Consider the following 26,027-nt stretch of genomic DNA (forward strand, 5'->3'; position numbering starts at 1 on the left):
CACTAGAATAGAGGGAGGAACTTTGGACTATGCAAACAAACTAATCGAAGCTAACACAATTGTAATGGCGAGGTTTCATTTCAATAAGCCGCTTTAAAGATGTTCACAATATCCGTCTCGGTTCCTTGAATCGGATTACTAAACGCATTACCATCTTGAAGGGCAAGTTTTGCCATGTATTCAAAATCCTCTTCTTTAACGCCCAACTCCCTTAAACTTGATGGGATGTTGACATCTTGACAAAGCTTTTTAATGGATTCAATCGCTTTATCTGCCGCTTCTCTAAGTGAAAGCCCCTCAATATTTTCTCCCATGAATACCGCAATGTCTGCGAATTTCTGAAGATTGGAGATGAGATTAAAGCGTTCTACATGTGGAAGCAAAATCGCGTTCGCAACACCATGTGGCATATCATATAAACCGCCGAGCTGATGCGCCATCGCATGCACATAGCCTAATCCGGCATTGTTAAAGGCCATCCCAGCTAGTAATGAAGCATGCGCCATATTTTCGCGTGCCTCCAAATTCTGTCCATACGCAACAGCTTGTCTTAAATTTTGTGAGATTAATTTAATCGCCTGAATGGCAACTGCGTCCGTGACAGGGTTCGCTCCTAACGAAACATATGATTCGACCGCATGTGTAAGTGCATCAATACCGGTTGCTGCAGTCAATGCAGGTGGTTTCCCTACCATTAATTCTGGATCATTGATGGAGACAAGCGGTGTGTTTCTCCAACTCACAATCACATATTTGATCTTTTTCTCAGCATGCGTAATGACACAATGCCGAGTCACTTCACTTGCCGTGCCTGCGGTCGTATTCACACAAACGATTGGTGGGAGTGGGTTGGTCAGCTTCTCAATTCCCGCGTAGTCTTCGTAAAGATCCCCTTCATGGCTCGCTGCAATCCCGATTCCCTTCCCACAGTCATGGGCACTGCCACCACCAACTGTAATAATCAAATCGCATTGCTCATCCTTGAAAATTTTCAAGCCGTCGTAAATATTATGATCTTTTGGATTGGGTTCCACTCCGTCGAAAAACGTATACGCTATGCCGGCTTCTTCCAATGAAGATGCCACTCTCGAAACCGCCCCGTCTTCCAAGCCGCGTAGAAAACGATCCGTTACAATCAATGCTTTTGTTCCTCCCAATATCTCACACCGTTCCCCTACCACACTCACACAACCGCGGCCAAAAAAGTTTACATTCGGCATAAAAAAATCATACATGACATTTCCTCCTTTTAATGATTTAGTGTTAACTCGAATCATGGGTACTTCAAAATTAAAATGCAAATACCGTGCCAATTCTATTCAAACGAAGTTTAAGGAGATAGTTGCCTTTCTGTAGCATAAAAACAACACAATGTAGCCCTACAGTGTAGTTTTTTCTCTACAATTCAGTAGTTTATTGGATACTCTCCTACCCTATTGAAAGAATAAAAAATTGATATGTTATAATAATCAAATAAATGATTCCAAACTCAATAACTTCCAGATCGTTCATTACATAGAAAGGATGAGTAAACCAACTATGTTAACGCAAGCGATGGACAATACAAAAATGGACCTACTCTGTGCGGGAAACTGGATGACCTCCCCTCCCCATACCTTAGATACCGGAAAAACATATGAAGAAGCTGCAAGGTTAGTGGAAAAATTAGAACTGAGTTGCTTGCCGATTATCAATGCTAAAGGCTATCCGGTGGGAACCATTACGGTAAACGAATTAATGCATGCCTTATTACATGGAAAACATCATCAGACAATCAATTCCGCAGCGCATGTACAAAATCACGCTATCATACAGGAAAATACGAACATCTTAGATCTCTTAACCATTTCACACCAACGTTTTTTAGTCGTCAATTCTTCCAATAAACTGATTGGCATTTTAACGAGAAATGACGTATTGAACGCAATCAGCCATTACATGCATCGGCTGCAACAAGAAAAAAGCAATGCAGAGATTTTAAGTGCTATTTTGGAAAGGGCTTACGAGGGTATAGCAGTTGTTGATTCGAACGGAATTTTATTGGAATTTAACGAAGCGTATAGTCGATTCACCGGGGTGAAAAGAAAAGATGCAATTGGAAGGCATGTAACAGAAGTCATTGAAAATACCAATCTGCATATGACTGTCAAAACAGCAACTCCTGATAGAGGGGTATTGCAAATCATTCAAGGTCAGCCAATGGTTGTCCACCGTATACCTATTTGGAAAGACGGTGTAGTAGTAGGCGCAATCGGCATGCTTATATTTGAAGGGGTATCGGAAGTCTATGAAATATTAGATCGATTGCAAAGCGAGAAAATAAAGGAGAAAGGCACCTCCACTCCTTCCCTTTCCAAACAGCAGCCTACCAATGCGACGGTGATTGGCCGAATTATCGGTTCAAGTGAAAATATAGAAGATATCAAAAGACTTGCGAGGAAAGCCGCAAGAACGATAGCCACCGTATTGATCACCGGTGAAAGTGGTACGGGTAAAGAAGTGTTTGCAAAAAATATTCACCAACAAAGCTCTTATTTCAATGGTCCGTTCATTAGTGTCAACTGTGGGGCCATCCCGGAACAATTATTTGAATCAGAGCTTTTCGGCTATGAAGAAGGGGCATTTACAGGTGCAAAAAAAGGAGGGAAACTGGGAAAGTTTGAACTTGCTCAAAACGGTACCATCTTCCTCGATGAAATATGCGAGCTGTCCTTAATCATGCAAACAAAATTATTACGGGTCCTGCAAGAAAGGGAAGCCGAGCGTGTCGGTAGTGTAAATAAGTATAAAGTCAACGTTCGCGTCATTTCCGCTACGAATCGAAATATAGAGGAAATGGTGGAAAACGGTCAATTCCGCGAAGACCTGTATTACCGATTGAATATTATCCGGTTACACCTTCCTCCACTTCGTGAACGAGTGGAGGATATCCCGATCTTATTAGCTTATTATGTAAAAGATATTTGTAAAAAGTATCAGTTACCTGAAAAAACATTGTCCTCGGAAGTGGTCGCGACCCTAATGACCTACCATTGGAAAGGCAACATTCGTGAACTCGTCAATACAGTTGAACATGTCGTCACAATGACAGACAAAGACCATATTGAACTGGACGATTTACCAACTATGATCAGGAACAGCCCTTCCTATGCGCAACAAATAGCACATGTAAACAGGAATTCCTTGATCGATCAATTTAGAACTAAAAATGATAACGTTGAAAAAGTACTGATCCTTCAAGCTTTAAACAATGCACAAGGCAATAAATCAAAAGCTGCAGAACTGCTTGGCATCCACCGAACTACTTTATATCAAAAACTTAAAAAATATGGCTTATGAGCCTCTTCTCTACAGGACCATCCATTGTATTCGGGATGGTCTCAGCCTGTTGACAAACGCTCGCATCCGTTGTTGCTCGTCTCGCTCGTCCACTCATGAACTCTAGTTCGATTCGCGTCTTCGCTCGACTTCGCGCCTAGGCTGACAAGCGTTTTCAATCAGGCTGAGGGAATTCCTAATTTACAGCATATACTTTAAAAAAGATTGTAGACAAAGTAAAAAACAACTTTGTCTACAATCTGGGACCATCCGTTACATTCGGGATGGTCTTTTTTATGGCAAGTTTCTTGCATATACGTAGTAGTGTATCAACTAAAGGGGGGAGTCGTTTGGTAAACATCAACGTGTTCAGAGCTCCGCAAGTTGTATTGTACGGAAGCGGATCATTTCACCGTGTTGCAACTGAAGCTGTTCAAAGAGGAAGAAAAGCATTGATTGTTAGCGATCCCATAATGGAAAGTCTAGGGAATATCAATCAATGTATCGAATATCTTCTAGATGAACAGATTCAGGCAGAAATTTATACGGGAGTTATATCGGAGCCAACGGATGTATATGTTCAGGAAGCTTTATCTTTATTCCAAAAAAGCAAATGTGATCTGATTATTTCACTTGGGGGCGGCAGTTGTATCGATACTGCAAAGGCGGTCGCTGTTCTCGCTACAAATAGCGGCTACATCGGCGACTATATGGGGAGCGCTAAACAGGTGGAACAATTGCCGGTTCCTCATATCGCCATTCCAACAACAGCCGGAACAGGATCTGAAGTGACAGATGTCACTGTTATTACAAACACACAAAATGAAGAAAAAATGATGATTAAGCAGCCCTTATTCATGCCTTCCGTCGCTATTGTGGATCCGGTGCTGACCTTATCCTCACCTAAAAAAGTGACGGCTGCCACAGGGATCGATGCACTTAGTCATGCAATTGAAGCCTATTTATCGAAACGGGCCCAACCGATGACGGATTCGCTAGCATTATCGGCCATTGAGCTAATTGTTTCAAATATCAAGACCGTCTATGAAGAGCCTACTCATCTCGCTGCCCGAGAAGCGATGTCCACCGCATCCATGTACGCAGGAATGGCATTTTCAAATGCATCCGTTTGCTTGGTGCATGGGATGTCCCGTCCGATCGGCGCCCTTTTCCATGTCGCACACGGCGAGTCGAATGCCATGCTATTACCCGCTGTTCTGGAATTTAGTAAAGACTCGTGCGTAGAAAGGCTTGCGACAATTGGAAGGATATTTTCAAAATCCCAATCGTTCAGCGACAGGGAAATGGCTGATCTTGCAGTGAAACAAATTAAAAGCCTTTGCTATGAACTAGGTATCCCGAATATGAAAGACTTGGGAATTGAACAACAAACCTATCTGAAAAATATTGAAAGAATGGCTACGGACGCAATTCGTAGTGGAAGTCCTGCCAATAATCCTCGCGTCCCGTCTAAGAAAGAAATCGAAGAGCTGTACCAACTTATTTATAATTACCAGTTTGCAACTCAGATTACCAGTCCTTAAAAACCACGAACAACTAGGAGGAACTATAGATGACAGAAAATAGATTAAAAAACTTCATTAACGGCCAATGGGTAGAAGCAAAAACAACCAATTATATTCCAGTTCCAAACCCTGCGACCGGAGAGATTTTAGCTGAAGTACCCATCTCCACAATCGAGGATGTCAATGATGCTACCAAAGTAGCTAAGGAAGCTTTTTCCACTTGGAGCCAAACTCCCGTTCCAAGACGCGCTAGAATCCTATTCAAATTTCAACAATTGCTCATTGAACAGAGTGAGGAACTTGCAAAGTTAATTACCATCGAAAATGGGAAAAACCTCACGGAAGCTCAAGGCGAAGTGCTAAGAGGAATTGAATGTGTAGAATTCGCTGCTGGCGCGCCTTCCCTTATGATGGGAAAACAATTACCTGATATTGCAACAAACATCGAATCCGGAATGTATCGATATCCTGTAGGTGTCATTGGCGGGATTACTCCTTTCAACTTTCCAATGATGGTACCTTGCTGGATGTTCCCTCTCGCAATAGCATGCGGAAATACATTTATCTTAAAACCGTCGGAAAGAACACCCCTGCTTGCGAACCGTTTAGCAGAACTTTTTAAAGAGGCCGGACTTCCAGATGGGGTTTTCAACATTGTCCATGGTGCACATGATGTGGTGAACGGAATTCTCTCCCATGAAGATATACCTGCTATTTCATTCGTAGGATCACAGCCTGTTGCGGAATATGTTTATAAAACAGGTGCTGGGTATGGGAAACGTGTTCAAGCATTAGCCGGTGCCAAAAATCACTCCATCGTCATGCCGGATGCAAACTTGGATGCTTCCGTCAAAGAAATTATTGGTGCAGCTTACGGCTCAGCAGGAGAAAGATGTATGGCATGTGCCGTTGTGATTGCGGTCGGTGAAGTTGCAGAACCCCTGATTGAAAAACTTCAAGAAGCCGCAGATTCGATCACTATCGGGAATGGTTTAGATGAAGGGGCTTTCCTTGGGCCAGTCATTCGTCCGGAACATAAGGCACGAACAGTTGATTATATCGCAACCGGGCAAGAAGAAGGTGCGGTTCTCCTTCGGGATGGACGTCAAGACGCATGCATGACAGCTGATGGCTACTTCATCGGCCCAACCATCTTTGATCATGTCACAACAGATATGCGGATTTGGAAGGAAGAGATTTTTGCGCCTGTCCTTTCAATCGTCCGAGTGGAAACTCTTGAAGAGGCCATTGAGTTGACCAATAAATCCGATTTCGGCAATGGCGCTTGCTTGTTTACAGCAAGCGGTCACAACGTTCGTTACTTCCGTGAACATATCCAAGTAGGTATGTTAGGAGTGAATTTAGGAGTACCTGCCCCGATGGCATTCTTCCCATTCTCCGGATGGAAAAATTCATTTTACGGAGATCTACATGCGAACGGAACGGACGGAATAGAATTTTATACAAGAAGGAAAATGTTAACTGCGCGTTGGTAAGTGTTTTTATAGGAAAGTAAAACAGGAAGTCATCCTTTGAATTGGGTGACTTCTTGTTTTTATGCATTATTCTGTTTCACTCGCTAGCCGCAAAATACGAATGAGGGGGTCCCCCAATTAGGTTTTTTCACAGAAAAAAAACCGGAAGATGCACGTCTGCTCTTCCGGCTTCATATATTATTGTCCAGCTAGTTTTTTTAATGCTTCTGCTTTGTTCGTTTGTTCCCATGGCAATTCGACATCCGTGCGACCGAAATGGCCATAAGCCGCTGTCGCTTTGTAAATTGGACGACGTAAGTCGAGCATTTGAATGATGCCTGCGGGACGAAGGTCAAACAGTTCACGAACGAATTCCACTAGTTCGCTTTCAGCAACTGTGCCTGTCCCAAATGTATCAATTGAAATCGACACGGGTTGGGCAACGCCGATCGCGTATGCTAGTTGAACTTCACAACGATCTGCAAGTCCTGCAGCGACGATGTTTTTAGCAACATAGCGTGCAGCGTATGAAGCGGAACGGTCCACTTTTGTCGGATCTTTCCCCGAGAACGCGCCGCCGCCATGGCGAGCATACCCACCGTATGTGTCGACAATGATTTTACGGCCTGTCAAACCGGCATCCCCTTGAGGTCCACCGATGACAAAGCGGCCTGTCGGGTTAATGAAGTATTTCGTGTTGTCATCGATCAGCTCAGCCGGTACGACCGGGTTAATAACAACTTCCTTAATATCGCGTTGAATTTGTTCAAGTGTGATTTCCGGATGATGTTGTGTAGAGATGACAATTGTATCGATCCGTACTGGCACATTGTTTTCATCATATTCCACAGTCACTTGCGTTTTTCCATCGGGACGCAAGTAGTCGAGTGTTTCGTCCTTCCGCACTTGTGCAAGGCGACGGGAAAGCTTATGGGATAAGCTGATCGGTAATGGCATCAGTTCAGGTGTTTCGTTACAAGCATAGCCGAACATCAGCCCTTGGTCGCCCGCTCCGATCGCTTCAAGCTCGTCGTCCGTCATGGAGCCTTCACGCGACTCCAACGCTTCGTCAACCCCTGCAGCGATATCAGGAGATTGCTCATCGATTGCAGTTAGCACTGCAGAGGTCTCCCAATCGAATCCGTATTTAGCACGTGTATAGCCAATTCCTTTCACAGTTTCGCGAACCACTTTCGGAATATCGACATAAGTGGACGTCGTGATTTCCCCTGCAATCAGGACAAGTCCAGTTGTAATCGTCGTTTCACACGCTACACGCGCATTGGGATCTTCTTCTAATATGGCATCCAAAATAGCGTCCGAAATTTGGTCACACATTTTGTCCGGATGCCCTTCTGTTACCGATTCTGATGTAAACAGTCGGCGGTTTGTCATTCCAGTTCCTCCTTATATCCTACGAGATTGATACGGTACTCATATGTCCCATGTAAAGCCCTCCAGAAGAACGGACTTCAAGCCATTTCGAGCTCTATACACGAGGATTAAGGGCGATTTCATATAAAAAGCCTTTCGCTCACGTCAATACATGAGGAAAGGCATGATTTTAAATGCACCTTTCACTCTTATCATACAAGACAAAAAACGCCTTGCTACAGGTTTGGCACCTTTGCGCTGACAAAAAAGTCATTGCAGGTTGCCGGGCTTCATAGGGCCTGACCCCTCCACCAGCTCGGGATAAGAGTATCCGTTCAACTATACATCCTACGGAAAATTGTCACTGATGTCAAATCTTTTTTCAATTTTCGCGTACAAAGTAATTGTTCTTTGAATTAGTATAGACTAATCCGTTAAATGTGTTATACTATTTCCATAATGTGATGTTACCCAAAGAAGATTGGGATTATACGTAAAGGAAGGTAATAAATTATGATATCTGCGAAAATTGGCGATGAGCTTCAAGAACTGTTGTCTGGTAAAAATGTGAATATGCAGCTTTCGGTACCACAGCTTGTAGAAAAGGCGACATCACGCGGCGAAGCTAAACTGACTGCGGATGGAGCAATCACAGCTCAAACCGGTAAATATACAGGCCGTTCTCCTAAAGATAAGTATATCGTCGAGGAAGAGTCAACGAAAGATAAAATCGATTGGGGTAAAGTGAACCGTCCCATCTCTTCCGATATTTTCGAGTCCTTATATACAAAAGTAATCCGCCACTTAAAAGAGAGAGATGAACTGTTCGTCTTCGATGGTTTCGCAGGTGCAGATCCCGCTTCACGTCTATCCATCCGGGTCGTCAATGAATTTGCATGGCATAATCTATTTGTCCATCAGTTATTCATCCGCCCGAACGAAGAAGAATTGAAAACGCATGTCCCGCAGTTCACTATCGTTTCAGCTCCTTCCTTTAAAGCGGATCCTGCAATCGATGGAACGGATTCCGAGACATTCATCATCGTTTCCATGGAAAAACGAATCGTCTTGATTGGTGGAACAGAGTATGCAGGTGAAATGAAGAAATCCATCTTCTCCATCATGAACTACTTGCTTCCTGAAAATGGCATTATGCCAATGCACTGTTCGGCAAACGTCGGCGAGGATGGGGACGTCGCTTTGTTCTTCGGTCTATCAGGAACTGGAAAAACGACGCTCTCTGCTGATGCAAACCGCAAATTGATCGGTGACGACGAGCACGGTTGGTCTGATAATGGCGTTTTCAATATTGAAGGGGGCTGCTATGCGAAATGCATCAACCTTTCTCAAGAAAAAGAGCCTGAAATCTTCGGTGCAATCCGATTTGGTTCCGTTTTGGAAAACGTTGTTATCGATCCGGAAACACGTATCCCTGATTATGACGATGGCTCCTTGACTGAAAACACACGCGCAGCATACCCGATTCAAGCGATTGACAACATCGTTGACCCTTCTGTTGCCGGTCATCCGAAAACAATCGTATTCTTGACAGCAGATGCGTTCGGCGTCTTGCCTCCGATTTCAAAGTTAACGAAAGAGCAGGCAATGTATCATTTCCTAAGCGGCTTCACGTCGAAACTCGCTGGAACTGAGCGTGGCATCACATCACCGGAAGCTACATTCTCAACTTGCTTCGGTTCGCCATTTTTACCGCTCCATGCAACAGTATACGCGGAAATGCTCGGCAAGAAAATCGATGAGCATAACGCGCAAGTGTTCCTTGTCAATACTGGCTGGACTGGCGGCGAATACGGCGTTGGAAAACGTATGGATCTGAAATACACGCGCGCAATGGTACGTGCAGCACTTGCAGGACAACTAAATGATGTTGAAACAGAAGTGAACGCTGTATTCGGACTTCAAATGCCAACATCCATCGCAGGTGTTCCAACAGAAGTATTGAATCCACGCAATGCATGGGCTGATGGTGCAGCTTATGACGAAAAAGCAAAAGAATTAGCAGACCTGTTCCGTGAAAACTTCAAGAAATTCGGAACGGTTTCTGAAGATATCGTTCTTAAAGGCGGACCAATCGCTTAATCAACAAACAATCGTGTAGCACATATCAAATGTGCTACACGATTTTTAATTTTCAACCTCTTTGTTCCCCCTGCTTTCTCATCCAGTCACATAAATCACGGACGAGCTCTGCATTTTGGACCGGCGGGAAGTAATGGGTATATTGCGGAAAATACCATGTTTCATAATCCTTTTGATGTTCACGCAAGGCATTCTCCAGTAACACAGCCTGTTGAAAAGAAACATTCGTATCAAGCATGCCATGAATGATCAAGACAGGTGCATCGATTTCATCGACCCGAAATAATGCCGTCCGCTCTCGATAACCTTCCGGCATATTATTCGGCGTTCCACCGATGACACGTTTCATCATGCGCCGCATATCTTTCCGTTCCTGATACGTAAATACAACATCCGAGACGCCTGCCCATGTGACGACAGAGGTGATATCATCCCGTAAAATGGCGGTCCAAAGCGCCATGATGCCGCCTCTTGAAAATGCGAATAAGTGGATTTTTTCCCGATTCGTCTTCGGATTCTGTTTAAGCACATCAATGGCATAGATCGCATCTTGCCGATCGGCCCCAGCGAATTCGTCCCGTCCTTCGCCACCACGGTTTCCCCGATAATACGGTGCAAAAACAACAAACCCTTGAGTAGCAAACTGCGCAATCCTTGCTGGACGGACCATGCCGATATGCTGCATCCCGCCGCGCAAATAAATGATTCCTTCATAGTTGCCTGCAGCAATCGGTTCCGCCATCATCCCTTTGACCTTTATGCCGTCCGACCAATAAGTGATTTCCTCCAAAACAACATGCGGATTTGGGGAAGGATACGGTCTGCGATGAACGATGACTCCATTATGCGTCATTGTCCTCCACCCACTTTCTTAGCTGTTCCATTCCAGTTCCCTTCATATGAAAGCTTAACGTCTCGCAACGTTCCAGTTCTTCGTCTGTCAGCCATAAAGCACCTTCCGTCTCATGCAATGTCGGATGCTCCTCAATGTCCACCACTTTTGCGGTAAAGACCGCCTTACAAAATGTCTGTTCATTATGTACAACATATTGCGCAAACCGGGCAGGTTCTGAAATGATCACACCTGTTTCTTCAAATGTCTCACGTATCGCTGCCTCTTCGATGGATTCCCCTTTTTCCGCTTTACCGCCAGGAAACTCGATGCCGCGGGTAGAGTGACGGGTAAGTAACCATTTCCCATTATGTTTTAATATGACAAGGACGTGTCTAGCCGGCATGCCCATTCGATTTTCACCGAAAGTCAGCTCGACACGTCCCCCATTTATATCCTCAAAGAGGTACATTGTTATCACGTCCTTACACTAAGTGTAACGAAGGACGGCCAACCAATCAACGGAAATACGGCAGTTTCTCAATGAATCGTTTTGACTCGTCATTGGTAAATTCATGGATGAGCGCATACACTTTCATCGTCCGCAAATCGATATCATGGTTATCCTTATCGTAATGATAAGGGATGTACGGTAGATGAGCCCTATAAAAATTACGGATTTCAAGCTCATACATCTGCTCAAACAACCGATGGAAAATCGGTACATAAGCATTCGGCACTTCGACTTCATATTCCCAAGGCGAATCATGCGGGCGATGATACACTTGCTGATTAGCGACGGATACATACATTTTATACGTTTGCATGTGGACACATCCTTTTTCATTTTAGGATGGTCCGTTCGAATGAAAACATGCACCTCCAAAGAAATGGAAGTGCATGTTTTCATGATTATGCTTTGACGTCAATCGAAGCCCCTTTATGAGGATGGGCAGCGACAGGCTGATCCGGTAAGCTTTTCAGCATGTCCGTCGCGGCGGTACTGCTCATTGAAAGGGCATTGTTCAACACGCTCAACTGAACTGTCGATTGAAGACTTCTCAGCTGGCTGGCCATGATGGAATTGATATCCACTTCGCATCTCCCTCCATACCCTTCCTATCGGCAGTATCTTATCGATTTTAAGCGGAATCGATTATTTATTGTCCTCACCAAGGAATGCGTTCAGCATCCATTGGTGTTTCTCAATGCTTTGATAAGTGGCATTCAGTAAGTCCTCTGTCATATCATCGCCATCCTTCGCGGCCAGTTCCATCCCTTTTTTCAGCGATTTCATGATTTCCCCGAAATCATCGACGACCGTCTTCACCATTTGATCTTCCTTCTCTTCACCTGACGCTTCTTTGACAACCGATTGTTCCAAATGCTCTTTCAGCGTCGCAACCGGGTTTCCGCCTAATGTCAAAATCCTTTCGGCAATCTCGTCCATATGGGCAGTCGCTTCATTATAAAGCTCTTCAAATTTAGCATGTAAGGTGAAAAAATGATGGCCTTTTATATACCAATGGTAATTGTGAAGCTTTGTATACATAACAGACCATGTGGATACTTGCGTGTTCAATTCTTGAATAAGTTCTTTTGACATAAAAATCGCTCCCTAATATATTGATCTAATTCGTCCCACTGTTCATTTACCACATAAGCCACTACAATAAACATATTCAGGAAAATAGGGAGTCATCGTTATGAAAAAAATATTAATGGGATTCATCAAAATCTATCAAAAGATTATCTCGCCACTGACACCGCCTTCTTGCCGTTTCTACCCGACCTGTTCTCATTACGGACTGGAAGCACTTGAAAAACACGGTGCGTTAAAAGGTTCGTGGCTTACAATACGTCGGATTTTGAAGTGTCATCCCTTTCATGAAGGCGGCTTTGATCCGGTGCCGGAAAAGGGTGAGAAGGAAAAATAATAGAAAAGCTGTTTTGCTTATCCAAAATCATCCCGAGAGCTGAGCTGCCTTATTGTTTGAATCGATCTGTACTTTTAAATTCATTTTCTCGAACAGTTCACTTGTATTATGAACATTTTTCTCTATTCTTTCCGTCTATTACTTACCGCTAATTTTTCGAAACCTGTCGGCGGTTAATTGAATCCTTTCTTCCGCCTCGACTATCATGGCCTGCAGCAACTCTTCGACACTTGGCATGTCATCGATCAAACCCGCAATAAGACCACTATTGATAAAACCGTTGTCCATATCCCCTTCGATGGCGCCTTTGATATGTTGGTCTTCAGTTGTCCAGTTCATGTATTGATCAAGTGTCATCCCTGCCTTTTCACGCTCTACAATCTTTTTCGCATAAGCATTCGTTAGCACTCTTCTCGTACGACCTATACTCCGACCGAGGATAACAGTCGACGTATCTTCCGCTTCGACAACAGATTGCTTGTACGTCTTATGAAACGGTGCTTCCTTGGTTGCGATTAATCGGGTACCGATTTGGACGCCGCTCGCACCGAGCATGAAGGCAGCGGCAAGTCCTTTACCGTCCCCTATACCGCCTGCTGCAATGACAGGCACTTGGACGTTTGCCACAATTTGTGGAATGAGGGTAAACGTTGTCAACTCCAAGTGCGAATTGATACCGGCTGCTTCGAATCCTTCCGCGACTAAAATATCCGCTCCAGCCGCTTCCGCTTTTTGAGCGTGCTTTACGGAAGCGACAAGCGCCAGTACCTTGATACCGTGTTCCTGTAACTTGGGGATGAACGGTGCTGGGTTACCAGCAGAAAGTGATACGACTGGAATTTTATGTAGAATGGCTAAATCGATTAATTCATTCGTATAGGGCGACACGCCGATCGCAATATTAAGTGCAAAGTTTTTTGTTGTGCTTCCTTTCGTCTCCAAAATAATGTTTTCCACTTCTTTTGGTGTCATCGTACCGCAACCGATTGTTCCTAGTCCCCCTGCTTCCGATACAGCAGCTGTCAATTGGGCGTTGCTTATATTTCCCATTCCGCCTTGAACGATCGGGTAATTAATCTGAAGTATTTCGCATATATGTAACATTTATTCATCCTCCTAACGAAATTATGTTATAGTTAAAACAAGAAAAATAATCAACTTTACTGGGGGACATTTACATGATTATTAAGCATAACAATCACACACCTGTACTCGATTCAACCGTGTTCGTTGCGCCGGGTGCCAAAGTGATCGGAGATGTTCAAATCGGAGCAGAATCGACAATTTGGTTTAGCGCGGTGTTACGTGGTGATGAAGACAATATCACTATCGGTAAACGATGTAGCATCCAAGATAATTCTACTATCCATCAATCCGAAGGCGCACCAGTTACCGTAGGGGACGAGGTGACCATTGGGCACAATGTCGTTTTGCACGGATGTACGATCGGTAGACGATCCATTATCGGCATGGGTTCAACCATACTAGACCATGCAGAAATTGGAGAGGAGTGCATCATCGGTGCCAATACACTCATTCCGCAAGGCAAAAAAATTCCGCCTCGCTCACTTGTTATCGGTTCACCCGGTAAAGTCGTCCGGGAACTGACGGACAAAGACTTGGAGCTTATTCAATTATCAATCGATTCTTACGTTCAAAAAGGATATGAATACCGTGAAATCTTCCCGGACATCGTTACGGTAAAATGAAGTGAGGCTGCTTGAAAAGTCGTAAATTGAATCGACTTGCAAAGCAGCCCCTTTTTCTCATCGAGGTTTTTTTATGACCAATAGGGGCGTGTTCTGTTTTACTGGACTATGAGATGATTAGCGGATGCTCGTTAGCGTCATATCCTTTGTCTTTTCGCCCCAAATCATTATCTTTTGCAAAAACTTCTTCGAAAAATCGGCTCGCTGGTTCGGCAAGTAATTTATAATACTTTTCGAATAAAAGAGTCGCATGCGTCCCACTCCACATTTCCGGTAACAGTTCTTTTGGCAGACCTGGATCATCGAATAGAAATTTTCGGTATTCATGGACAAGGTTTGTTCGTTCGACGAAACATTCTGCATCCGTCATGCTTCCTTCATTAATCATACTTTCATGGATGATATACTTTTTACTGTACACAGAAACGAATTCTTCGTATTTCGCTTCGATTTTCTCAAGTGGCCAACTTCTCTCAACAAGCGCTTTATCCGATTGCGGTCCCCGGTACTCAACCAAGAAATAATCGACGTAGTCATCTATCGCGTATTTTTCCACAAGTAATCTAGCCTCAATCGCCAAGTCATTTGGAGAGATCCAACAGCCATTAGAGAAACTGCCAAATCCACTCCACATCAACTCATTGCGCAACTCATCACGAATGTGCCGCTTGTCCTCTGGGATCGTATACATCAACATGCGCCATTTGCCATCCCATTCATGCGGTTGCACTTGGTAAATACGGCGAGCAGCTTCTTCAATCCGTTTTTCACCACGGTCTGTCAAGAAGTAATAACTTTTATTTCCTTGTTTTTCTGATTGAAACCAGCCAAGTTTCATCATTCTTGAAACGGCTACACGAACGGCCTGTTCATTGTGACCGAACTCTTTGAGCAAACGAATGAGACTACCGATCCAAATTTTGTTACCGTAATGCCGGATATAATCCCCAAAAATCGTAAAAATCATCGATTGCGTATTTGACATAGTTTATCACTCTTTCCTTACAGCATTTCAAGAACCACTTTCCTTTCCATTATATCGTTATATGTTTAAATGGGAACTTATTTACCTGTAAATTCTGGATTTCTTTTTTCACTAAAGGCTTTTAGCGCCTCAATACGGTCTTCCGTTGGGATCACAAGCTCATATGCTTTCGACTCAATCGCAAGTCCTGTTTGTAAATCGGTATTCATCCCTTGTATAATCGCATACTTTGCTTGTCTGATCGCTATCGGTCCATTTTTCGTTATATTGGATGCAAACTCCTCACATGCTCCCAACAGCTGATCTTTTTCTACAATCTTCAGTACGACGCCAAGCTCAAGTCCTTCTTCAGCTGTGAATCTTTTTGCCGTAAAGATCAGTTCTTTCGCTTTCATCTCACCGACGAGTCGAGGAAGTCGCTGGGTTCCACCCGCGCCCGGGATAATCGCCCAACTTGTTTCGGTCAGCCCCATAAGAACTCCTTGTACCGCGATTGAAAAATCACACGCAAGCATCAATTCAAAACCGCCGCCAAGCGCATATCCGTTCACAGCAGCAATTGTTGGTTGCGGTAAATCGGCGATGCTGTTGAACACATCCCGGATTGCCCGCACATTCCGTCTTGTTTCAGTCTCCGTTAATGTTTTTCGTTCTTTCAAATCGGCACCTGCACTGAATGCTTTGTCCCCCGCTCCAGTGAAAATGACAACGTTCACTTCTGTATCCAATGCGATTATGTCTGTTACTTCTTGTAACTCCCGTAGCGTATCATAGTTGAAACAATTCAACGCTTCTTCCCGATTGATTGTGACAGTGGCAATTCCATTCTTTTTTGTCAATAAAATATTTGTCATTTTTCTCTCCCCTTTATCAAATTTATAGCTTGGTTTATTTAGCATACTCCGTTAGAATAAAGTCCAAAAAGCTGTCCAACATTTACTGGACAGCTTTTTGTTGACGATCATTCCCGGATATTTTCGACAATAGCCGCAATGCCTTGTCCGACACCGATACACATTGTCGCAAGGCCGTATTTCTCATCCCGCTTCTTCATTTCATGGATGAGCGTTGTCAAAATACGTGCTCCACTCGCGCCAAGTGGATGTCCAAATGCAATTGCTCCACCGTTAACATTTACTTTTTCCTGATCAAGTTCAAGCTGTTTTATGCATTCAAGTGATTGTGAAGCGAATGCTTCGTTCAATTCAATTAAACCAAGGTCGTCTTTGTTCAAACCTGCACGATCAAGTGCCTTTCTGGACGCATAGATCGGACCAAGCCCCATCACAGCTGGCTCAAGTCCTGCTGTTGCTCCCGCCACGTACTTTGCTAATGGCTTCAAACCAAGTTCTTTCGCTTTTTCGGCGCTCATTAATAATAGTGCAGAAGCTCCATCATTGACGCCGGAAGCATTTCCTGCTGTTACCGTACCATTTTCAAAAATTGGGCGCAGTTTACCGAGTCCTTCAAGTGTCGATTCGGGACGTGGATGTTCGTCCGTGTCGACAACGATTTCATTCCCTTTGCGGTCTTTGTAAACGACCGGAACAATTTCCTCTGCAAAGCGGTTTGCTTCCATTGCTTTTTTCGCACGTTCTTGGCTTTCAAGTGCAAAACGATCTTGTGCTTCGCGGCTAATATCGAAACGCTGGGCAACATTTTCAGCCGTCTTTGGCATTGTATCGGCGCCGTACATTTCCTCAAGCTTTTTATTGGTGAAACGCCAACCGATTGTCGTATCATACATTTTCATATCGCCGCGTGGATTTGCACGTTCTGGTTTTGCCATAACAAAAGGTGCGCGTGTCATACTTTCTGTTCCACCTGCGATGTAAATATCTCCTTCGCCTACTGCAATTGATCTCGCGGCGTAAATGACCGCATCTAGCCCCGAACCGCATAGTCGGTTCAGCGTTGTCCCTCCAATTTCGATCGGCAACCCCGCAAGTAATGTCGACATTCTTGCAACGTTACGATTATCTTCTCCTGCCTGGTTTGCATTACCAAAAATAACTTCTTCAATCTGATTAACTGGAACACCCGGGTTCCGCTCAACAAGTGCTTTTAGAACGACAGCGCCCAAATCGTCCGGTCTAATGTCCTTTAACGCGCCGTTGTACCTTCCGATCGGTGTTCGAACGGCATCAACAATCACTACTTCTTTCATTTTTTCACCAACTCTTTCTCTGTTTCATGCTGTGCATACTCATAAACACCTTTACCGCTCTTTCTTCCAAGACGTCCTGCTTGAACATACTGCTCCAAAAGAGGAGCCGGACGGAATCTTTCACCCAGTTTTTCATGCATATAGCGCAAGTTATTCAACCGTGCATCTAACCCGACAAGGTCAACGAGCTCAAATGGTCCCATCGGATAGCCCAGTCCTAGCTTAATAGCCTTATCAATTTCTTCTGGCGTACCGAGTCCTTCTTGTAACATGTGGAATGCTTCATTTCCTACAAGTGCACTCATACGACTCGTTACAAATCCCGGGAATTCATTAATCACAACCGTTTCTTTGCCCATTCTTTCAGCAACTTCTCGGATGACTTTAGCCGTTTCATCATTCGTCTCCAACCCGCGAATAATTTCAACGAGCGGCATTTTATGTACAGGGTTAAAGAAATGCATGGCAATTGTTTTTTCTGGTCGTTTCCCATATGACGCGATTTCTGTCGGGCTCATCGTAGATGTATTCGTTGCAAAATAACATGCTTCTGGAGCATGTGCTTCAATCGTTTCGAATACTTGCTGTTTAATTGCAGCTATCTCAGGCACCGCTTCGATAATGAGATCTGCATTAGCTGCCGCCTGCGCTAAATCTGTCACATATGATAATTTTTCTTTGGCAGTGGTAGCTGTTTCTGCTGTTACTTTTCCTCTTTCGACTCCCTTTTCAAAAATTACAGAAATTTCATTTTCTGCGTTTTTCAGTGCATCAGGGTTAATGTCAACGATGGAAACAGCATAACCTCCCAATGCCCCAACGTAGGCGATCCCTCTTCCCATGACGCCGGAACCGACGACAACGATACGTTCAATCATGTTTATTCCTCCTTAATAAATCAAATACGCCTCGGCGTATTTGCGTCCAGATTTTGAATTGCGCTTGCGCAATTATATCCCTTCAAAATCTGTGACATCCGCCGGAGGCTACCTTTATTCAGCAGCTGTTTGAACCACACTGAAATGCATACCTATTTAACATTGATCCCACTACTTATAGAGGTAGCAGACTCCTGCTGAATAAAGGTAAAAATGCGGACAGAGAACATCCCCGTCCGCGTCGTAATGAATCGGTATCTTAGAGGCCGAGTGGGTTCAATGGGCGGCTACCGAAGTAGGAGACGATACTCTTCGTTTCCGTGTAAAGATCCAATGTTTCGATGGACAATTCGCGCCCAAAACCGGATTGCTTATAGCCGCCGAACGGTGTTCCCGGCATTGCGGAAAACGGGCAGTTGACCATCACAATTCCAGCTTGAATTTGGTTCGCTACACGTGTCGCACGTGCACCGTCTTTTGACCAAACCGCGGATCCTAGACCGTAGATTGTATCATTTGCTAAAGCGATTGCTTCTTTTTCGTCTTTGAATTTCATGACCGTCACAACAGGTCCAAAAATTTCTTCCTGAACAATTTCCATATCTTGAGTTACATTTCCAATAATGGTCGGCTCGTACCAGAATCCGTTTTCAAATCCTTCAGGCTTCGCTTCTTTGCCGCCCACCAACACTTCTGCACCTTCTTTTACCGCGCGCTGGACATACCCATCAATCGTATCTAGTTGACCTTGGTCGATGATGGCACCCATATGTGTTCCTTTATCAAACGGATTGCCCAAAACGATTTGTTTTGCTTTCGACACGAATTTTTCCATAAACTCATCATAAATGGCTTCATGGATATACAGTCTTGAACGTGCTTCACAGGATTGGCCAGAGTTATAGAAAATACCGTAAAGAGAGCCATCAACAGCTGCATCCACGTCCGCATCTTCAAATACGAGATTCGGAGACTTTCCACCAAGTTCGAGTGTTACACGTTTCAATGTTTGAGATGCTTTGCCCATAATGTCTTTACCGATTGGTGTAGATCCTGTGAATGCCACTTTGTCTACATTCGGGTGTTCAACTAAGTAATTTCCAACGTCCGCACCTGATCCTGGGACAATGTTGACCACGCCGGCAGGAACGCCCGCTTCAAGACAGATTTCACCGAGAACAATTGCCGTAAGCGGTGTCAATGATGCTGGCTTGACAACAATTGAACAACCTACTGCAATGGCAGGTGCAATTTTCCATGCCGCCATCATCAGTGGATAGTTCCACGGAATGATTTGCGCACAAACGCCTACTGGCTCTTTTTCTGTGTAGTTTTGGAACTGACCAGGAAGGTTATTTACAACACCTCTGTGGCCAACAATTGCACCCGCGTAAAATTCGAAATCTTCAATGGCTTGGTTAATTTGCCCTTGTGCTGCATCTACTGTCTTCCCTGTATTGAGCACTTCGAGTTCAACAAGCTCCTTGAAACGCGAGCGCATAATTTCTGCAATTTTGTTCAGCGTGCGTGCCCGATAGCCTACAGGTAGTTTTTTCCACTTACCATGATCAAATGCATCGCGTGCTGCTTGAACTGCGCGTTCCGCATCTTCTTGTGAAGCTTTTGCCACTTCTGCAACGAGCTCTCCTGTTGCCGGATTATAAACTTTAATCGTTTCACCTGTACTGCTTTTCACTTGTTCTCCATTAATGAGTAGCGAATAAAAATCCCGTTTAACTTCTAATTTCGTTTCCTCTATAATTGTCGACATATCGAACACTCCTTTTATTTACCTATAAAAACAGGCTTTCTTTTTTCCATGAACGCTGTGACACCTTCCCGATGGTCAGCAGTCAAACCCGCTATGCGCTGCCCTTGTGCTTCTTGTTCAAGAAATTCTTCATAAGATAGTTCAGTAGCCACATTCAATGAACGTTTAATCAATCCGATTGCCTTTGTTGGCAGAGCAGCTAAACGTTCCGCAAACGCCGACACTTCAGCTTCCCACTCATCGACCGCAATCAAGCGATTCGCGAGCCCCAATTGTACTGCTTCGGCCGCTTGAACCTTCTCACCAAGTATCGAAAGTTCAGCTGCCTTCGCCTGTCCAACGAGCTTTGTAAGGACATGTAAATTCCCTGAATCCGGGATGAGTCCGACATGTATGAAAGCATTTAAGAAACTGGCACGCTCTGAGACAAGTCTGAAATCACACGCCAATGCGAGGCTGAATCCTGCGCCAGCCGCAACCCCATTCACAGCTGCAACAATCGGTTTTTCAAGTTGCCGAATCGCTTTCAACATTGGACCGTACTGGTTACGTAACACTTCACCATGATCCATCTGTTCATCCACACTCGCCAAATCTTGGCCGGCACAAAACGCTCTTCCTACACCGGTTAGGACGATACAACGCACTTGTTCATCCGCCGCTGCGGATTTTATCGCAGTCGTTATTTCTTTGTTCATTTGCTCCGTAAACGCATTCAGTTTGTCGGGGCGGTTCAGTCGAAGCCAAGCAACTCCGTCTGTTACTTCATATCGAATCGTCTCGTACATACAGCAATTCTCCTTTACTTCCCTTTGTACTGCGGCTTCCTTTTTTCAACGAAAGCGCTCATGCCCTCTTTCTGGTCTTCGGAAGCAAATAAAAGGTAGAAGTTTTTACGCTCATATTGCATGCCTTCATATAATGTATAATCAACAGCTTTGTTCACTGAATCTTTGATAAGGCGTACGGCAAGTGGTGGCTGTTGAGCAATTTTTGCTGCATACTTCATGGTTTCTTCCAGTAAGAGCTCAGGTGCAACAATCCGATTGATAACGCCATGATGAAGGGCTGTCTCTGAGGTGATCCGTTCTCCTGTCCAAATCCATTCAAGCGCTTTTGTTCGTCCGACGAGTTTCGTCAACCGTTGTGTACCTCCTGCCCCCGGCATCACACCAAGATTCACTTCCGGAAATGAAAATTCAGTTCCACTTGCCGCAACGAGCGAGTCACAACAAAGAGCAAGTTCAAACCCACCGCCGAAAACAAAGCCTTGCACAGCACCAATAATTGGTTTTTTAATGTTAGAAATTCGATCCCAATCCGCGAACTGATTCAACAATTCCAAGCGGATTGGATCATCTTCGGACATTTCGTCGATGTCTGCGCCAGCCGAAAAGGCACGGCCTTTTCCTGAAAGCACGATGACTCGTGCATCTGAATTCCGATCAAATTCTTCCATTGCCGTAAGAATTTCACCGATCATTTTTCGGTTCAGCGAATTTAGCTGACGTGGACGATTCAAAACGACACTTGCAATCCCGTCCGCTAAGGATGTTTCAATGAATTCAAAACCATCCATTTTACGCATCCTCACCGATGATCAATGTGACGAGGTCGCCCGCAAAGCTCATCAAGTCTTTACCGGATGCTTTCCCTTCTTCTGAACGCATGCCGTTTTTCAATGCTTCCGCATCATCATAAATCATTTCACACATCAAATAATAAGGTGGTTTTCCGCCCATTACAGAGTTTGTGAATTTTGTTACTTTCATTTCACGCAGGCCCGGAATCTTTGCTGTTATTGGGCCGTGGACATTAAAGTAATGTTCATCGAATGCTTTTTCATCTTCCGGGTGTTTATACAACGCTACAAGTTTTGCCATCATAAATCTCCTCACTTTACATTAATGTTGAAACCGGCTTCATTGCCTCAAAAACGTTTTTGCAACTTTTACAGTAAAGAATACTTCTGCAAGCTGTCGGCCCGAATATATTATCCATCGTCACATAGGTAGAACCGCAATAGGCACAGTCGACGTGCCACGAGCCATCTTCCTCAAAATGGCGTGGCGGCGGTGCAATACCAAACTTCCGTAGCCCTGCATGCCCCTGTTCCGAAATTCGATCGGATGTCCACGGTGGACTGAAAATGAATTCTACTTCCACCTCCGACACATCCGGAAGTTCCTGCACGGCCTCGACTGTATTTTTCTTGATGATTTCTAGCGCTGGACAGCCGAGGAACGTCGGCAGAAGAACAACTTTCACATCGTTCCCTTCTACCGTGACATTCTCCACCATCCCAAGATCAAGGATGCTCACCGTATCAATCTCCGGGTCTTTCACATTCATCAGCGCACCGTATACGCTCTCGTTCGTTGGTTGTGTAAGTAATGTCATCAGGGGAATCCTCCTTTAATTATCGATTACCAAACAGCTTCTGTATCTAATCGGTACACTTCGGAAAGTGTTGCAATCGCTGCATCTAGTTCCTCCGTATGTTCGCCGTTTCGTCCGTTTTTCGTCGGTGCCGGGATTTTGGGTACTTCCAAGCCAAGTGATGCAAAAACAGGTGTCAACGCGGCAAGCCAACTCTTTGTCAGTTCGTCTTCGCTCGCTATGAGGCCTTCACTTTCAATTGCTTCCTTATATTGTCCATATGAGAAGATGTCGCCAAAGTCTTCCATCACAAGTTGAATTGCCTTGTTCATCCGCTCTTTCGCTTCATCCGTAGAACTCAATAACTGTGTGAACCATGTTCTCCAGTGCATGAGGTGATAGTGAAGCTCCATGCTCACTTTCACAGCTCCTTCCGCGAGCGGCGCGTATGAGCTTTCACGAAGTGAATCGATTTTCACGCGTTTCGCCTGTGTATAGAAGTAGTTTCGTACAACCGCGTAAGCCCAGTCGTAAATCGGGGTTTCCATGTAGTAGCCTTCACCATTTACACGCTCAGCCAAAATACTATTTCTTCTTTCCGCTGACGGGCGCAAATGTGCAAGCGCGTCTGCATTTCCTGCCCCGAGTTCCTCAAGCAAGTTATAGTACATCGTCGCATGCCCCATCGTATCCTGCGTGATCGAAGAGGAAGCGACGTCCTCCTCGATGTGTGGAGCCAAGCCGAGCCATTCAGATCCACGGTAAGAGATCAAGAAGTCATCATCCGCTAATTGGAATAAAAGCTCTTTCAATGCTTCAGTATGAGTTGTCATTTTTTATCACCTGCCCAAGATAAGATCTCTTTTTCATCCAACATTTGCTGTTCATAATGACGCCACTTCTTCTTCAAGTAGCCGTAACCTTTTGTCTCTCGATAATCCTTATTATTCAAACGCCCAAGGATCAGTTTCTCTTCACCTTCCAGGCCACGTATATCTTTCCGGTTCACAATCCAGATATCAACGACCGGTTCACGTCGCATGAAGTTTTCCTGTGCCATGACCAGTGCCATTTCCTTATTTGGAGCAAGTAAGCTAAACTGGTGCTGGAACGATGCTGACGGTGTTCGTTTGCTGAAAACTTCAAACTCTTGATAAAATGTTGCTTCTTTTCCCATCTGTTAACGTCTCCTTTCTGTTAGTCAATGACTGCACTCAATGCATCACGTACCCATGCGTTATATTCATAAGAAGTACGGCGTAAGTTCAGGCGTGCCTGTGAACGCGGCCCTTCGTTTTTAATGATTTTCTTAAATTTAGACCAGTCCGGCTGTGCATATTCCCATAGTTTTTCCTCATCGTTATAACGAAGAGTTGGATCTGGGATTGTCAGGCCGAGCGACTGAATGCGTGGAATGTATTTATCAAAGAAATCTTGACGTAATTGTTCATTTGTTTTCGTACGGATTCTGTATTTAATCGTTACATCTTGTTTTGAAGAGCCCGTTGTATTACTACTTGCCGGTCCGAAGAACATAAGTAGAGATTCCCACCAACCGTTCAGTGATTCTTGAATCATTGCTCTTTGCTCAGCCGTTCCTTCTGCTAAAGCAAGGATGATTGATTCCCCGTGCTGTGCGTGGAATACTTCCTCTGCACAAATTCGTTGCAATGCTCTTGCATATGGACCGTATGAAGCACCTAGCATGTTTGTTTGTGTGATGATCGCTGCTCCATCGACGAGCCAGCCGATCAGCCCCGCATCCGCCCATGTTTTTGTTTCCATATGGAACACGTTGTGGAACTTCAAATCTCCATTGAATAAATCTTGCATCAAGTCGCCACGATTCCTGTCATAAGGCTTCAATAAATCTTCCGCAACACGCAAGAGTAGCTGTCCATGTCCCATCTCATCTTGCACTTTTGACATAATGCCAAGCTTTCGGCGTAGTGAAGGGGCTTTCGGAACCCATTCCTTTTCGGGAAGTGCCCCCATAATCTCACTAATGCCATGCATGGAAATCAATTTAATAAGTGCCACACGATATTCTTCCGGCATCCAATCATCTGCTTCGATTTTCTCGCCTGCTTCAATACGTGCAAGAAATTCTGTCTGCATTTCTTCTTCCGTTCTTGTAGCTGCCAAAACCATTTTCTAACTCCTCCTTCTTATCCCATCTCTTATGTAACGATTATATAACGATAGCATACATTATTGTTACATTGGAAAGCAAGCCTTTTTCCGAATACTCCGATCAAAAAAATAAGGTGTTTCAATCGAATGACTCCACTAACAATGGTTCTTCACTCATCTTAATAGAATCTGTTGGGCAACCATCACATGCGTCTTCAAGATCATCTAGTAAATCTTCCGGTACTACTGCAGAGCCTTCATTATCATCCAAAATAACATAAGCAAAACCCTCATCGTTGTACGCAAAAATATCAGGGGCACTTGCACCGCAAGCCCCACATGCAATGCAAGTTTCTTGGTTCACAATTGTGTATGCTGACATATCGATTTACCTCTCTTTCGTGTTATTAATTGTTACAAGGTAACTTTTTCCTTTGAGTCTTCCGTTTTAGCCATCACTGTTGTGCTATGAATTGGCTGGACTTTCGATGTCGGATCGATGTATACTTTCGCGTTACTTATAGCAGTTGGGCCTTCCCCAAACCCGCTGGCGATTAATTTAACTTTTCCTTCATATGTGCAAATATCGCCAGCCGCGTAAATACCTGGGATATTTGTTTCCATTTTTGAATTGACGACAATACAGTTCTTGTCTAGCTCAAGCTCCCAATCCTTAATCGGTCCAAGTGAAGAGACGAATCCGTAATTGACGATGACATCATCTACATCAATCACTTTCACTTCATCTCCTTTTACTTGTTGAAGAACAACCTGCTCGATTTTGTTATCTCCGATAAATTTCGTTGGCACGTATGGCGTCAATACTTCTATGGAAGAGTTATGCATTTCTTCAACGGTCGCTTCATGTGCACGGAATCGATCGCGGCGGTGAGCGATTGTCACTTTTTCTGCAATCGGTTCAAGCATAAGTGCCCAATCCACAGCAGAGTCGCCGCCGCCGAATAATTGGACTTTCTTTCCTCCAAAACTATTTAAATCTGTTATTAAATAGTGCAAATTCGAGTCTTCAAACTTCGTTGCTTCTTCAAGCTCAAGTCTTCTTGGTTGGAAAGACCCATTTCCAGCAGTGATAATGATTGCTTTCGAATAATGCGTAGCTTTGTCCGTCGTAAGTTTAAACGTTCCGTCTGCTTGTCGTTCAATCTGCTGAACCATTTGACCAAGACTAACCGTCTGTTCAAACTGTTCCAATTGTTCTTTTAAGCGATTGATTAAATCTTGTGCTGTAATTTTTGGAAATCCAGCCACGTCATAAATAAATTTTTCCGGATATAAAGCGGATAACTGACCGCCTAGTTGCGGTAAGCTTTCGATAATATTACAGGTCATGTTTCGCAGTCCAGCGTAAAAAGCGGTAAATAAGCCGACAGGTCCTCCACCGATAATGGTTACGTCATAAGTTTTCTGATTTTCAGACATATA

General features: G+C 44.2%; 28 protein-coding genes and 1 riboswitch. Of the genes, 6 read left to right on the forward strand and 22 right to left on the reverse strand.

Annotation, left to right across the window (positions count from 1 at the left end):
• Positions 1 to 80: 80 nt before the first annotated feature.
• Entirely contained in the window at positions 81 to 1,235 is a 1,155-nt protein-coding gene (locus tag MHZ95_RS11695; RefSeq protein WP_239390811.1) for an iron-containing alcohol dehydrogenase, read from the reverse strand.
• 304 nt (positions 1,236 to 1,539) lie between these two features.
• Between MHZ95_RS11695 and MHZ95_RS11700 the strand changes: the two genes are divergently transcribed.
• The 3 genes from MHZ95_RS11700 to MHZ95_RS11710 all read left to right on the forward strand — a co-directional run bounded on the left by MHZ95_RS11700 (position 1,540) and on the right by MHZ95_RS11710 (position 6,340).
• Entirely contained in the window at positions 1,540 to 3,339 is a 1,800-nt protein-coding gene (locus MHZ95_RS11700; RefSeq protein WP_239390812.1) for a sigma 54-interacting transcriptional regulator, read from the forward strand.
• A gap of 329 nt (positions 3,340 to 3,668) precedes the next feature.
• Entirely contained in the window at positions 3,669 to 4,862 is a 1,194-nt protein-coding gene (locus tag MHZ95_RS11705; protein ID WP_239390813.1) for an iron-containing alcohol dehydrogenase, read from the forward strand.
• A 29-nt stretch (positions 4,863 to 4,891) separates the two neighbouring features.
• The gene (locus MHZ95_RS11710) at positions 4,892 to 6,340 is read left to right on the forward strand and encodes a CoA-acylating methylmalonate-semialdehyde dehydrogenase (protein WP_239390814.1); all 1,449 of its coding nucleotides are present in this window, start codon (positions 4,892 to 4,894) and stop codon (positions 6,338 to 6,340) included.
• Between the two features lie 177 nt (positions 6,341 to 6,517).
• On the opposite strand, the gene metK is transcribed toward MHZ95_RS11710, so the two are convergent.
• Complete coding sequence (metK, locus tag MHZ95_RS11715; RefSeq protein WP_239390815.1) at positions 6,518 to 7,714, reverse strand: methionine adenosyltransferase; 1,197 nt, start codon at positions 7,712 to 7,714, stop codon at positions 6,518 to 6,520.
• 185 nt (positions 7,715 to 7,899) lie between these two features.
• Positions 7,900 to 8,021: riboswitch (SAM riboswitch) on the reverse strand.
• Positions 8,022 to 8,206: 185 nt separating this feature from the next.
• On the opposite strand from metK, the gene pckA reads away from it, so the two are divergent.
• A complete protein-coding gene (pckA, locus tag MHZ95_RS11720; RefSeq protein WP_239390816.1) occupies positions 8,207 to 9,793 on the forward strand; it encodes a phosphoenolpyruvate carboxykinase (ATP) in 1,587 nt (528 codons plus the stop codon).
• Positions 9,794 to 9,845: 52 nt separating this feature from the next.
• Here the strand turns inward: pckA and MHZ95_RS11725 are convergent, their stop codons facing one another.
• The 5 genes from MHZ95_RS11725 to MHZ95_RS11745 form a co-directional block, all read right to left on the reverse strand.
• Complete coding sequence (locus MHZ95_RS11725; protein ID WP_239390817.1) at positions 9,846 to 10,646, reverse strand: alpha/beta hydrolase family protein; 801 nt, start codon at positions 10,644 to 10,646, stop codon at positions 9,846 to 9,848.
• Complete coding sequence (locus MHZ95_RS11730; protein ID WP_239390818.1) at positions 10,636 to 11,097, reverse strand: NUDIX hydrolase; 462 nt, start codon at positions 11,095 to 11,097, stop codon at positions 10,636 to 10,638. The genes MHZ95_RS11725 and MHZ95_RS11730 overlap by 11 nt, the downstream gene beginning before the upstream one ends.
• 46 nt (positions 11,098 to 11,143) lie before the next feature.
• Entirely contained in the window at positions 11,144 to 11,452 is a 309-nt protein-coding gene (locus MHZ95_RS11735; RefSeq protein WP_239390819.1) for a transposase, read from the reverse strand.
• Positions 11,453 to 11,537: 85 nt separating this feature from the next.
• Positions 11,538 to 11,720, reverse strand: coding sequence for a putative motility protein (locus MHZ95_RS11740; RefSeq protein WP_239390820.1), 183 nt, complete (start codon positions 11,718 to 11,720; stop codon positions 11,538 to 11,540).
• Positions 11,721 to 11,781: 61 nt separating this feature from the next.
• A complete protein-coding gene (locus MHZ95_RS11745; RefSeq protein ID WP_239390821.1) occupies positions 11,782 to 12,231 on the reverse strand; it encodes a Dps family protein in 450 nt (149 codons plus the stop codon).
• A gap of 100 nt (positions 12,232 to 12,331) precedes the next feature.
• Here MHZ95_RS11745 and yidD point away from each other — a divergent pair, with 100 nt between their 5' ends.
• A complete protein-coding gene (gene yidD, locus MHZ95_RS11750) occupies positions 12,332 to 12,562 on the forward strand; it encodes a membrane protein insertion efficiency factor YidD (protein ID WP_239390822.1) in 231 nt (76 codons plus the stop codon).
• Between the two features lie 138 nt (positions 12,563 to 12,700).
• On the opposite strand, the gene MHZ95_RS11755 is transcribed toward yidD, so the two are convergent.
• Positions 12,701 to 13,666, reverse strand: coding sequence for an NAD(P)H-dependent flavin oxidoreductase (locus MHZ95_RS11755; RefSeq protein ID WP_239390823.1), 966 nt, complete (start codon positions 13,664 to 13,666; stop codon positions 12,701 to 12,703).
• 74 nt (positions 13,667 to 13,740) lie between these two features.
• Between MHZ95_RS11755 and MHZ95_RS11760 the strand changes: the two genes are divergently transcribed.
• On the forward strand, positions 13,741 to 14,271 hold the full coding sequence (locus MHZ95_RS11760; RefSeq protein ID WP_239390824.1) for a gamma carbonic anhydrase family protein: 531 nt from the start codon (positions 13,741 to 13,743) through the stop codon (positions 14,269 to 14,271).
• Between the two features lie 106 nt (positions 14,272 to 14,377).
• Here MHZ95_RS11760 and paaX read toward each other — a convergent pair whose 3' ends face one another.
• From paaX to MHZ95_RS11830, 14 genes are all read right to left on the reverse strand, one after another.
• Positions 14,378 to 15,256: a phenylacetic acid degradation operon negative regulatory protein PaaX gene (paaX, locus tag MHZ95_RS11765; protein WP_239390825.1), complete on the reverse strand. Its 879-nt coding sequence runs from the start codon at positions 15,254 to 15,256 to the stop codon at positions 14,378 to 14,380.
• Positions 15,257 to 15,333: 77 nt separating this feature from the next.
• Positions 15,334 to 16,110, reverse strand: coding sequence for an enoyl-CoA hydratase-related protein (locus tag MHZ95_RS11770; protein ID WP_239390826.1), 777 nt, complete (start codon positions 16,108 to 16,110; stop codon positions 15,334 to 15,336).
• Positions 16,111 to 16,217: 107 nt separating this feature from the next.
• A complete protein-coding gene (locus MHZ95_RS11775) occupies positions 16,218 to 17,423 on the reverse strand; it encodes a thiolase family protein (protein ID WP_239390827.1) in 1,206 nt (401 codons plus the stop codon).
• The gene (locus MHZ95_RS11780; RefSeq protein ID WP_239390828.1) at positions 17,420 to 18,301 is read right to left on the reverse strand and encodes a 3-hydroxyacyl-CoA dehydrogenase; all 882 of its coding nucleotides are present in this window, start codon (positions 18,299 to 18,301) and stop codon (positions 17,420 to 17,422) included. The genes MHZ95_RS11775 and MHZ95_RS11780 overlap by 4 nt, the downstream gene beginning before the upstream one ends.
• A gap of 259 nt (positions 18,302 to 18,560) precedes the next feature.
• Positions 18,561 to 20,072, reverse strand: coding sequence for an aldehyde dehydrogenase family protein (locus tag MHZ95_RS11785; protein ID WP_239390829.1), 1,512 nt, complete (start codon positions 20,070 to 20,072; stop codon positions 18,561 to 18,563).
• 14 nt (positions 20,073 to 20,086) lie between these two features.
• Positions 20,087 to 20,860 carry an enoyl-CoA hydratase-related protein gene (locus tag MHZ95_RS11790; RefSeq protein ID WP_239390830.1) on the reverse strand — a complete coding sequence of 258 codons (774 nt, stop codon included), beginning with the start codon at positions 20,858 to 20,860 and terminating at the stop codon, positions 20,087 to 20,089.
• Positions 20,861 to 20,874: 14 nt separating this feature from the next.
• Positions 20,875 to 21,651 carry an enoyl-CoA hydratase/isomerase family protein gene (locus MHZ95_RS11795; RefSeq protein WP_239390831.1) on the reverse strand — a complete coding sequence of 259 codons (777 nt, stop codon included), beginning with the start codon at positions 21,649 to 21,651 and terminating at the stop codon, positions 20,875 to 20,877.
• A gap of 1 nt (position 21,652) precedes the next feature.
• A complete protein-coding gene (locus MHZ95_RS11800; protein WP_239390832.1) occupies positions 21,653 to 21,955 on the reverse strand; it encodes an EthD family reductase in 303 nt (100 codons plus the stop codon).
• Between the two features lie 16 nt (positions 21,956 to 21,971).
• Positions 21,972 to 22,472 carry a 1,2-phenylacetyl-CoA epoxidase subunit PaaD gene (paaD, locus tag MHZ95_RS11805; RefSeq protein ID WP_239390833.1) on the reverse strand — a complete coding sequence of 167 codons (501 nt, stop codon included), beginning with the start codon at positions 22,470 to 22,472 and terminating at the stop codon, positions 21,972 to 21,974.
• A gap of 26 nt (positions 22,473 to 22,498) precedes the next feature.
• Entirely contained in the window at positions 22,499 to 23,284 is a 786-nt protein-coding gene (gene paaC / locus MHZ95_RS11810; protein WP_239390834.1) for a 1,2-phenylacetyl-CoA epoxidase subunit PaaC, read from the reverse strand.
• Entirely contained in the window at positions 23,281 to 23,628 is a 348-nt protein-coding gene (paaB, locus tag MHZ95_RS11815; RefSeq protein WP_239390835.1) for a 1,2-phenylacetyl-CoA epoxidase subunit PaaB, read from the reverse strand. Before paaB ends, paaC begins: the two co-directional genes overlap by 4 nt.
• A 20-nt stretch (positions 23,629 to 23,648) precedes the next feature.
• Positions 23,649 to 24,602 carry a 1,2-phenylacetyl-CoA epoxidase subunit PaaA gene (paaA, locus tag MHZ95_RS11820; RefSeq protein ID WP_239390836.1) on the reverse strand — a complete coding sequence of 318 codons (954 nt, stop codon included), beginning with the start codon at positions 24,600 to 24,602 and terminating at the stop codon, positions 23,649 to 23,651.
• Between the two features lie 121 nt (positions 24,603 to 24,723).
• Positions 24,724 to 24,966 carry a ferredoxin gene (locus MHZ95_RS11825; protein WP_239390837.1) on the reverse strand — a complete coding sequence of 81 codons (243 nt, stop codon included), beginning with the start codon at positions 24,964 to 24,966 and terminating at the stop codon, positions 24,724 to 24,726.
• 32 nt (positions 24,967 to 24,998) lie between these two features.
• A complete protein-coding gene (locus MHZ95_RS11830) occupies positions 24,999 to 26,024 on the reverse strand; it encodes an NAD(P)/FAD-dependent oxidoreductase (protein ID WP_239390838.1) in 1,026 nt (341 codons plus the stop codon).
• Positions 26,025 to 26,027 lie beyond the last annotated feature (3 nt).

Origin of the sequence: Sporosarcina sp. ACRSM (assembly GCF_022346545.1) — a bacterium.
Lineage (GTDB): Bacteria > Bacillota > Bacilli > Bacillales_A > Planococcaceae > Sporosarcina.

What these genes read in the sequence shown, in the direction of transcription:
- MHZ95_RS11695 (WP_239390811.1), bottom strand. Translation starts at nt 1,235, where the DNA reads ATGTATGATTTTTTTATGCCGAATGTAAACTTTTTTGGCCGCGGTTGT.
- MHZ95_RS11700 (WP_239390812.1), top strand. Translation starts at nt 1,540, where the DNA reads ATGTTAACGCAAGCGATGGACAATACAAAAATGGACCTACTCTGTGCG.
- MHZ95_RS11710 (WP_239390814.1), top strand. Translation starts at nt 4,892, where the DNA reads ATGACAGAAAATAGATTAAAAAACTTCATTAACGGCCAATGGGTAGAA.
- metK (WP_239390815.1), bottom strand. Translation starts at nt 7,714, where the DNA reads ATGACAAACCGCCGACTGTTTACATCAGAATCGGTAACAGAAGGGCAT.
- pckA (WP_239390816.1), top strand. Translation starts at nt 8,207, where the DNA reads ATGATATCTGCGAAAATTGGCGATGAGCTTCAAGAACTGTTGTCTGGT.
- MHZ95_RS11725 (WP_239390817.1), bottom strand. Translation starts at nt 10,646, where the DNA reads ATGACGCATAATGGAGTCATCGTTCATCGCAGACCGTATCCTTCCCCA.
- MHZ95_RS11730 (WP_239390818.1), bottom strand. Translation starts at nt 11,097, where the DNA reads ATGTACCTCTTTGAGGATATAAATGGGGGACGTGTCGAGCTGACTTTC.
- MHZ95_RS11735 (WP_239390819.1), bottom strand. Translation starts at nt 11,452, where the DNA reads ATGCAAACGTATAAAATGTATGTATCCGTCGCTAATCAGCAAGTGTAT.
- MHZ95_RS11745 (WP_239390821.1), bottom strand. Translation starts at nt 12,231, where the DNA reads ATGTCAAAAGAACTTATTCAAGAATTGAACACGCAAGTATCCACATGG.
- yidD (WP_239390822.1), top strand. Translation starts at nt 12,332, where the DNA reads ATGAAAAAAATATTAATGGGATTCATCAAAATCTATCAAAAGATTATC.
- MHZ95_RS11755 (WP_239390823.1), bottom strand. Translation starts at nt 13,666, where the DNA reads ATGTTACATATATGCGAAATACTTCAGATTAATTACCCGATCGTTCAA.
- MHZ95_RS11760 (WP_239390824.1), top strand. Translation starts at nt 13,741, where the DNA reads ATGATTATTAAGCATAACAATCACACACCTGTACTCGATTCAACCGTG.
- paaX (WP_239390825.1), bottom strand. Translation starts at nt 15,256, where the DNA reads ATGTCAAATACGCAATCGATGATTTTTACGATTTTTGGGGATTATATC.
- MHZ95_RS11770 (WP_239390826.1), bottom strand. Translation starts at nt 16,110, where the DNA reads ATGACAAATATTTTATTGACAAAAAAGAATGGAATTGCCACTGTCACA.
- MHZ95_RS11775 (WP_239390827.1), bottom strand. Translation starts at nt 17,423, where the DNA reads ATGAAAGAAGTAGTGATTGTTGATGCCGTTCGAACACCGATCGGAAGG.
- MHZ95_RS11780 (WP_239390828.1), bottom strand. Translation starts at nt 18,301, where the DNA reads ATGATTGAACGTATCGTTGTCGTCGGTTCCGGCGTCATGGGAAGAGGG.
- MHZ95_RS11785 (WP_239390829.1), bottom strand. Translation starts at nt 20,072, where the DNA reads ATGTCGACAATTATAGAGGAAACGAAATTAGAAGTTAAACGGGATTTT.
- MHZ95_RS11790 (WP_239390830.1), bottom strand. Translation starts at nt 20,860, where the DNA reads ATGTACGAGACGATTCGATATGAAGTAACAGACGGAGTTGCTTGGCTT.
- MHZ95_RS11795 (WP_239390831.1), bottom strand. Translation starts at nt 21,651, where the DNA reads ATGGATGGTTTTGAATTCATTGAAACATCCTTAGCGGACGGGATTGCA.
- MHZ95_RS11800 (WP_239390832.1), bottom strand. Translation starts at nt 21,955, where the DNA reads ATGGCAAAACTTGTAGCGTTGTATAAACACCCGGAAGATGAAAAAGCA.
- paaD (WP_239390833.1), bottom strand. Translation starts at nt 22,472, where the DNA reads ATGACATTACTTACACAACCAACGAACGAGAGCGTATACGGTGCGCTG.
- paaC (WP_239390834.1), bottom strand. Translation starts at nt 23,284, where the DNA reads ATGACAACTCATACTGAAGCATTGAAAGAGCTTTTATTCCAATTAGCG.
- paaB (WP_239390835.1), bottom strand. Translation starts at nt 23,628, where the DNA reads ATGGGAAAAGAAGCAACATTTTATCAAGAGTTTGAAGTTTTCAGCAAA.
- paaA (WP_239390836.1), bottom strand. Translation starts at nt 24,602, where the DNA reads ATGGTTTTGGCAGCTACAAGAACGGAAGAAGAAATGCAGACAGAATTT.
- MHZ95_RS11825 (WP_239390837.1), bottom strand. Translation starts at nt 24,966, where the DNA reads ATGTCAGCATACACAATTGTGAACCAAGAAACTTGCATTGCATGTGGG.
- MHZ95_RS11830 (WP_239390838.1), bottom strand. Translation starts at nt 26,024, where the DNA reads ATGTCTGAAAATCAGAAAACTTATGACGTAACCATTATCGGTGGAGGA.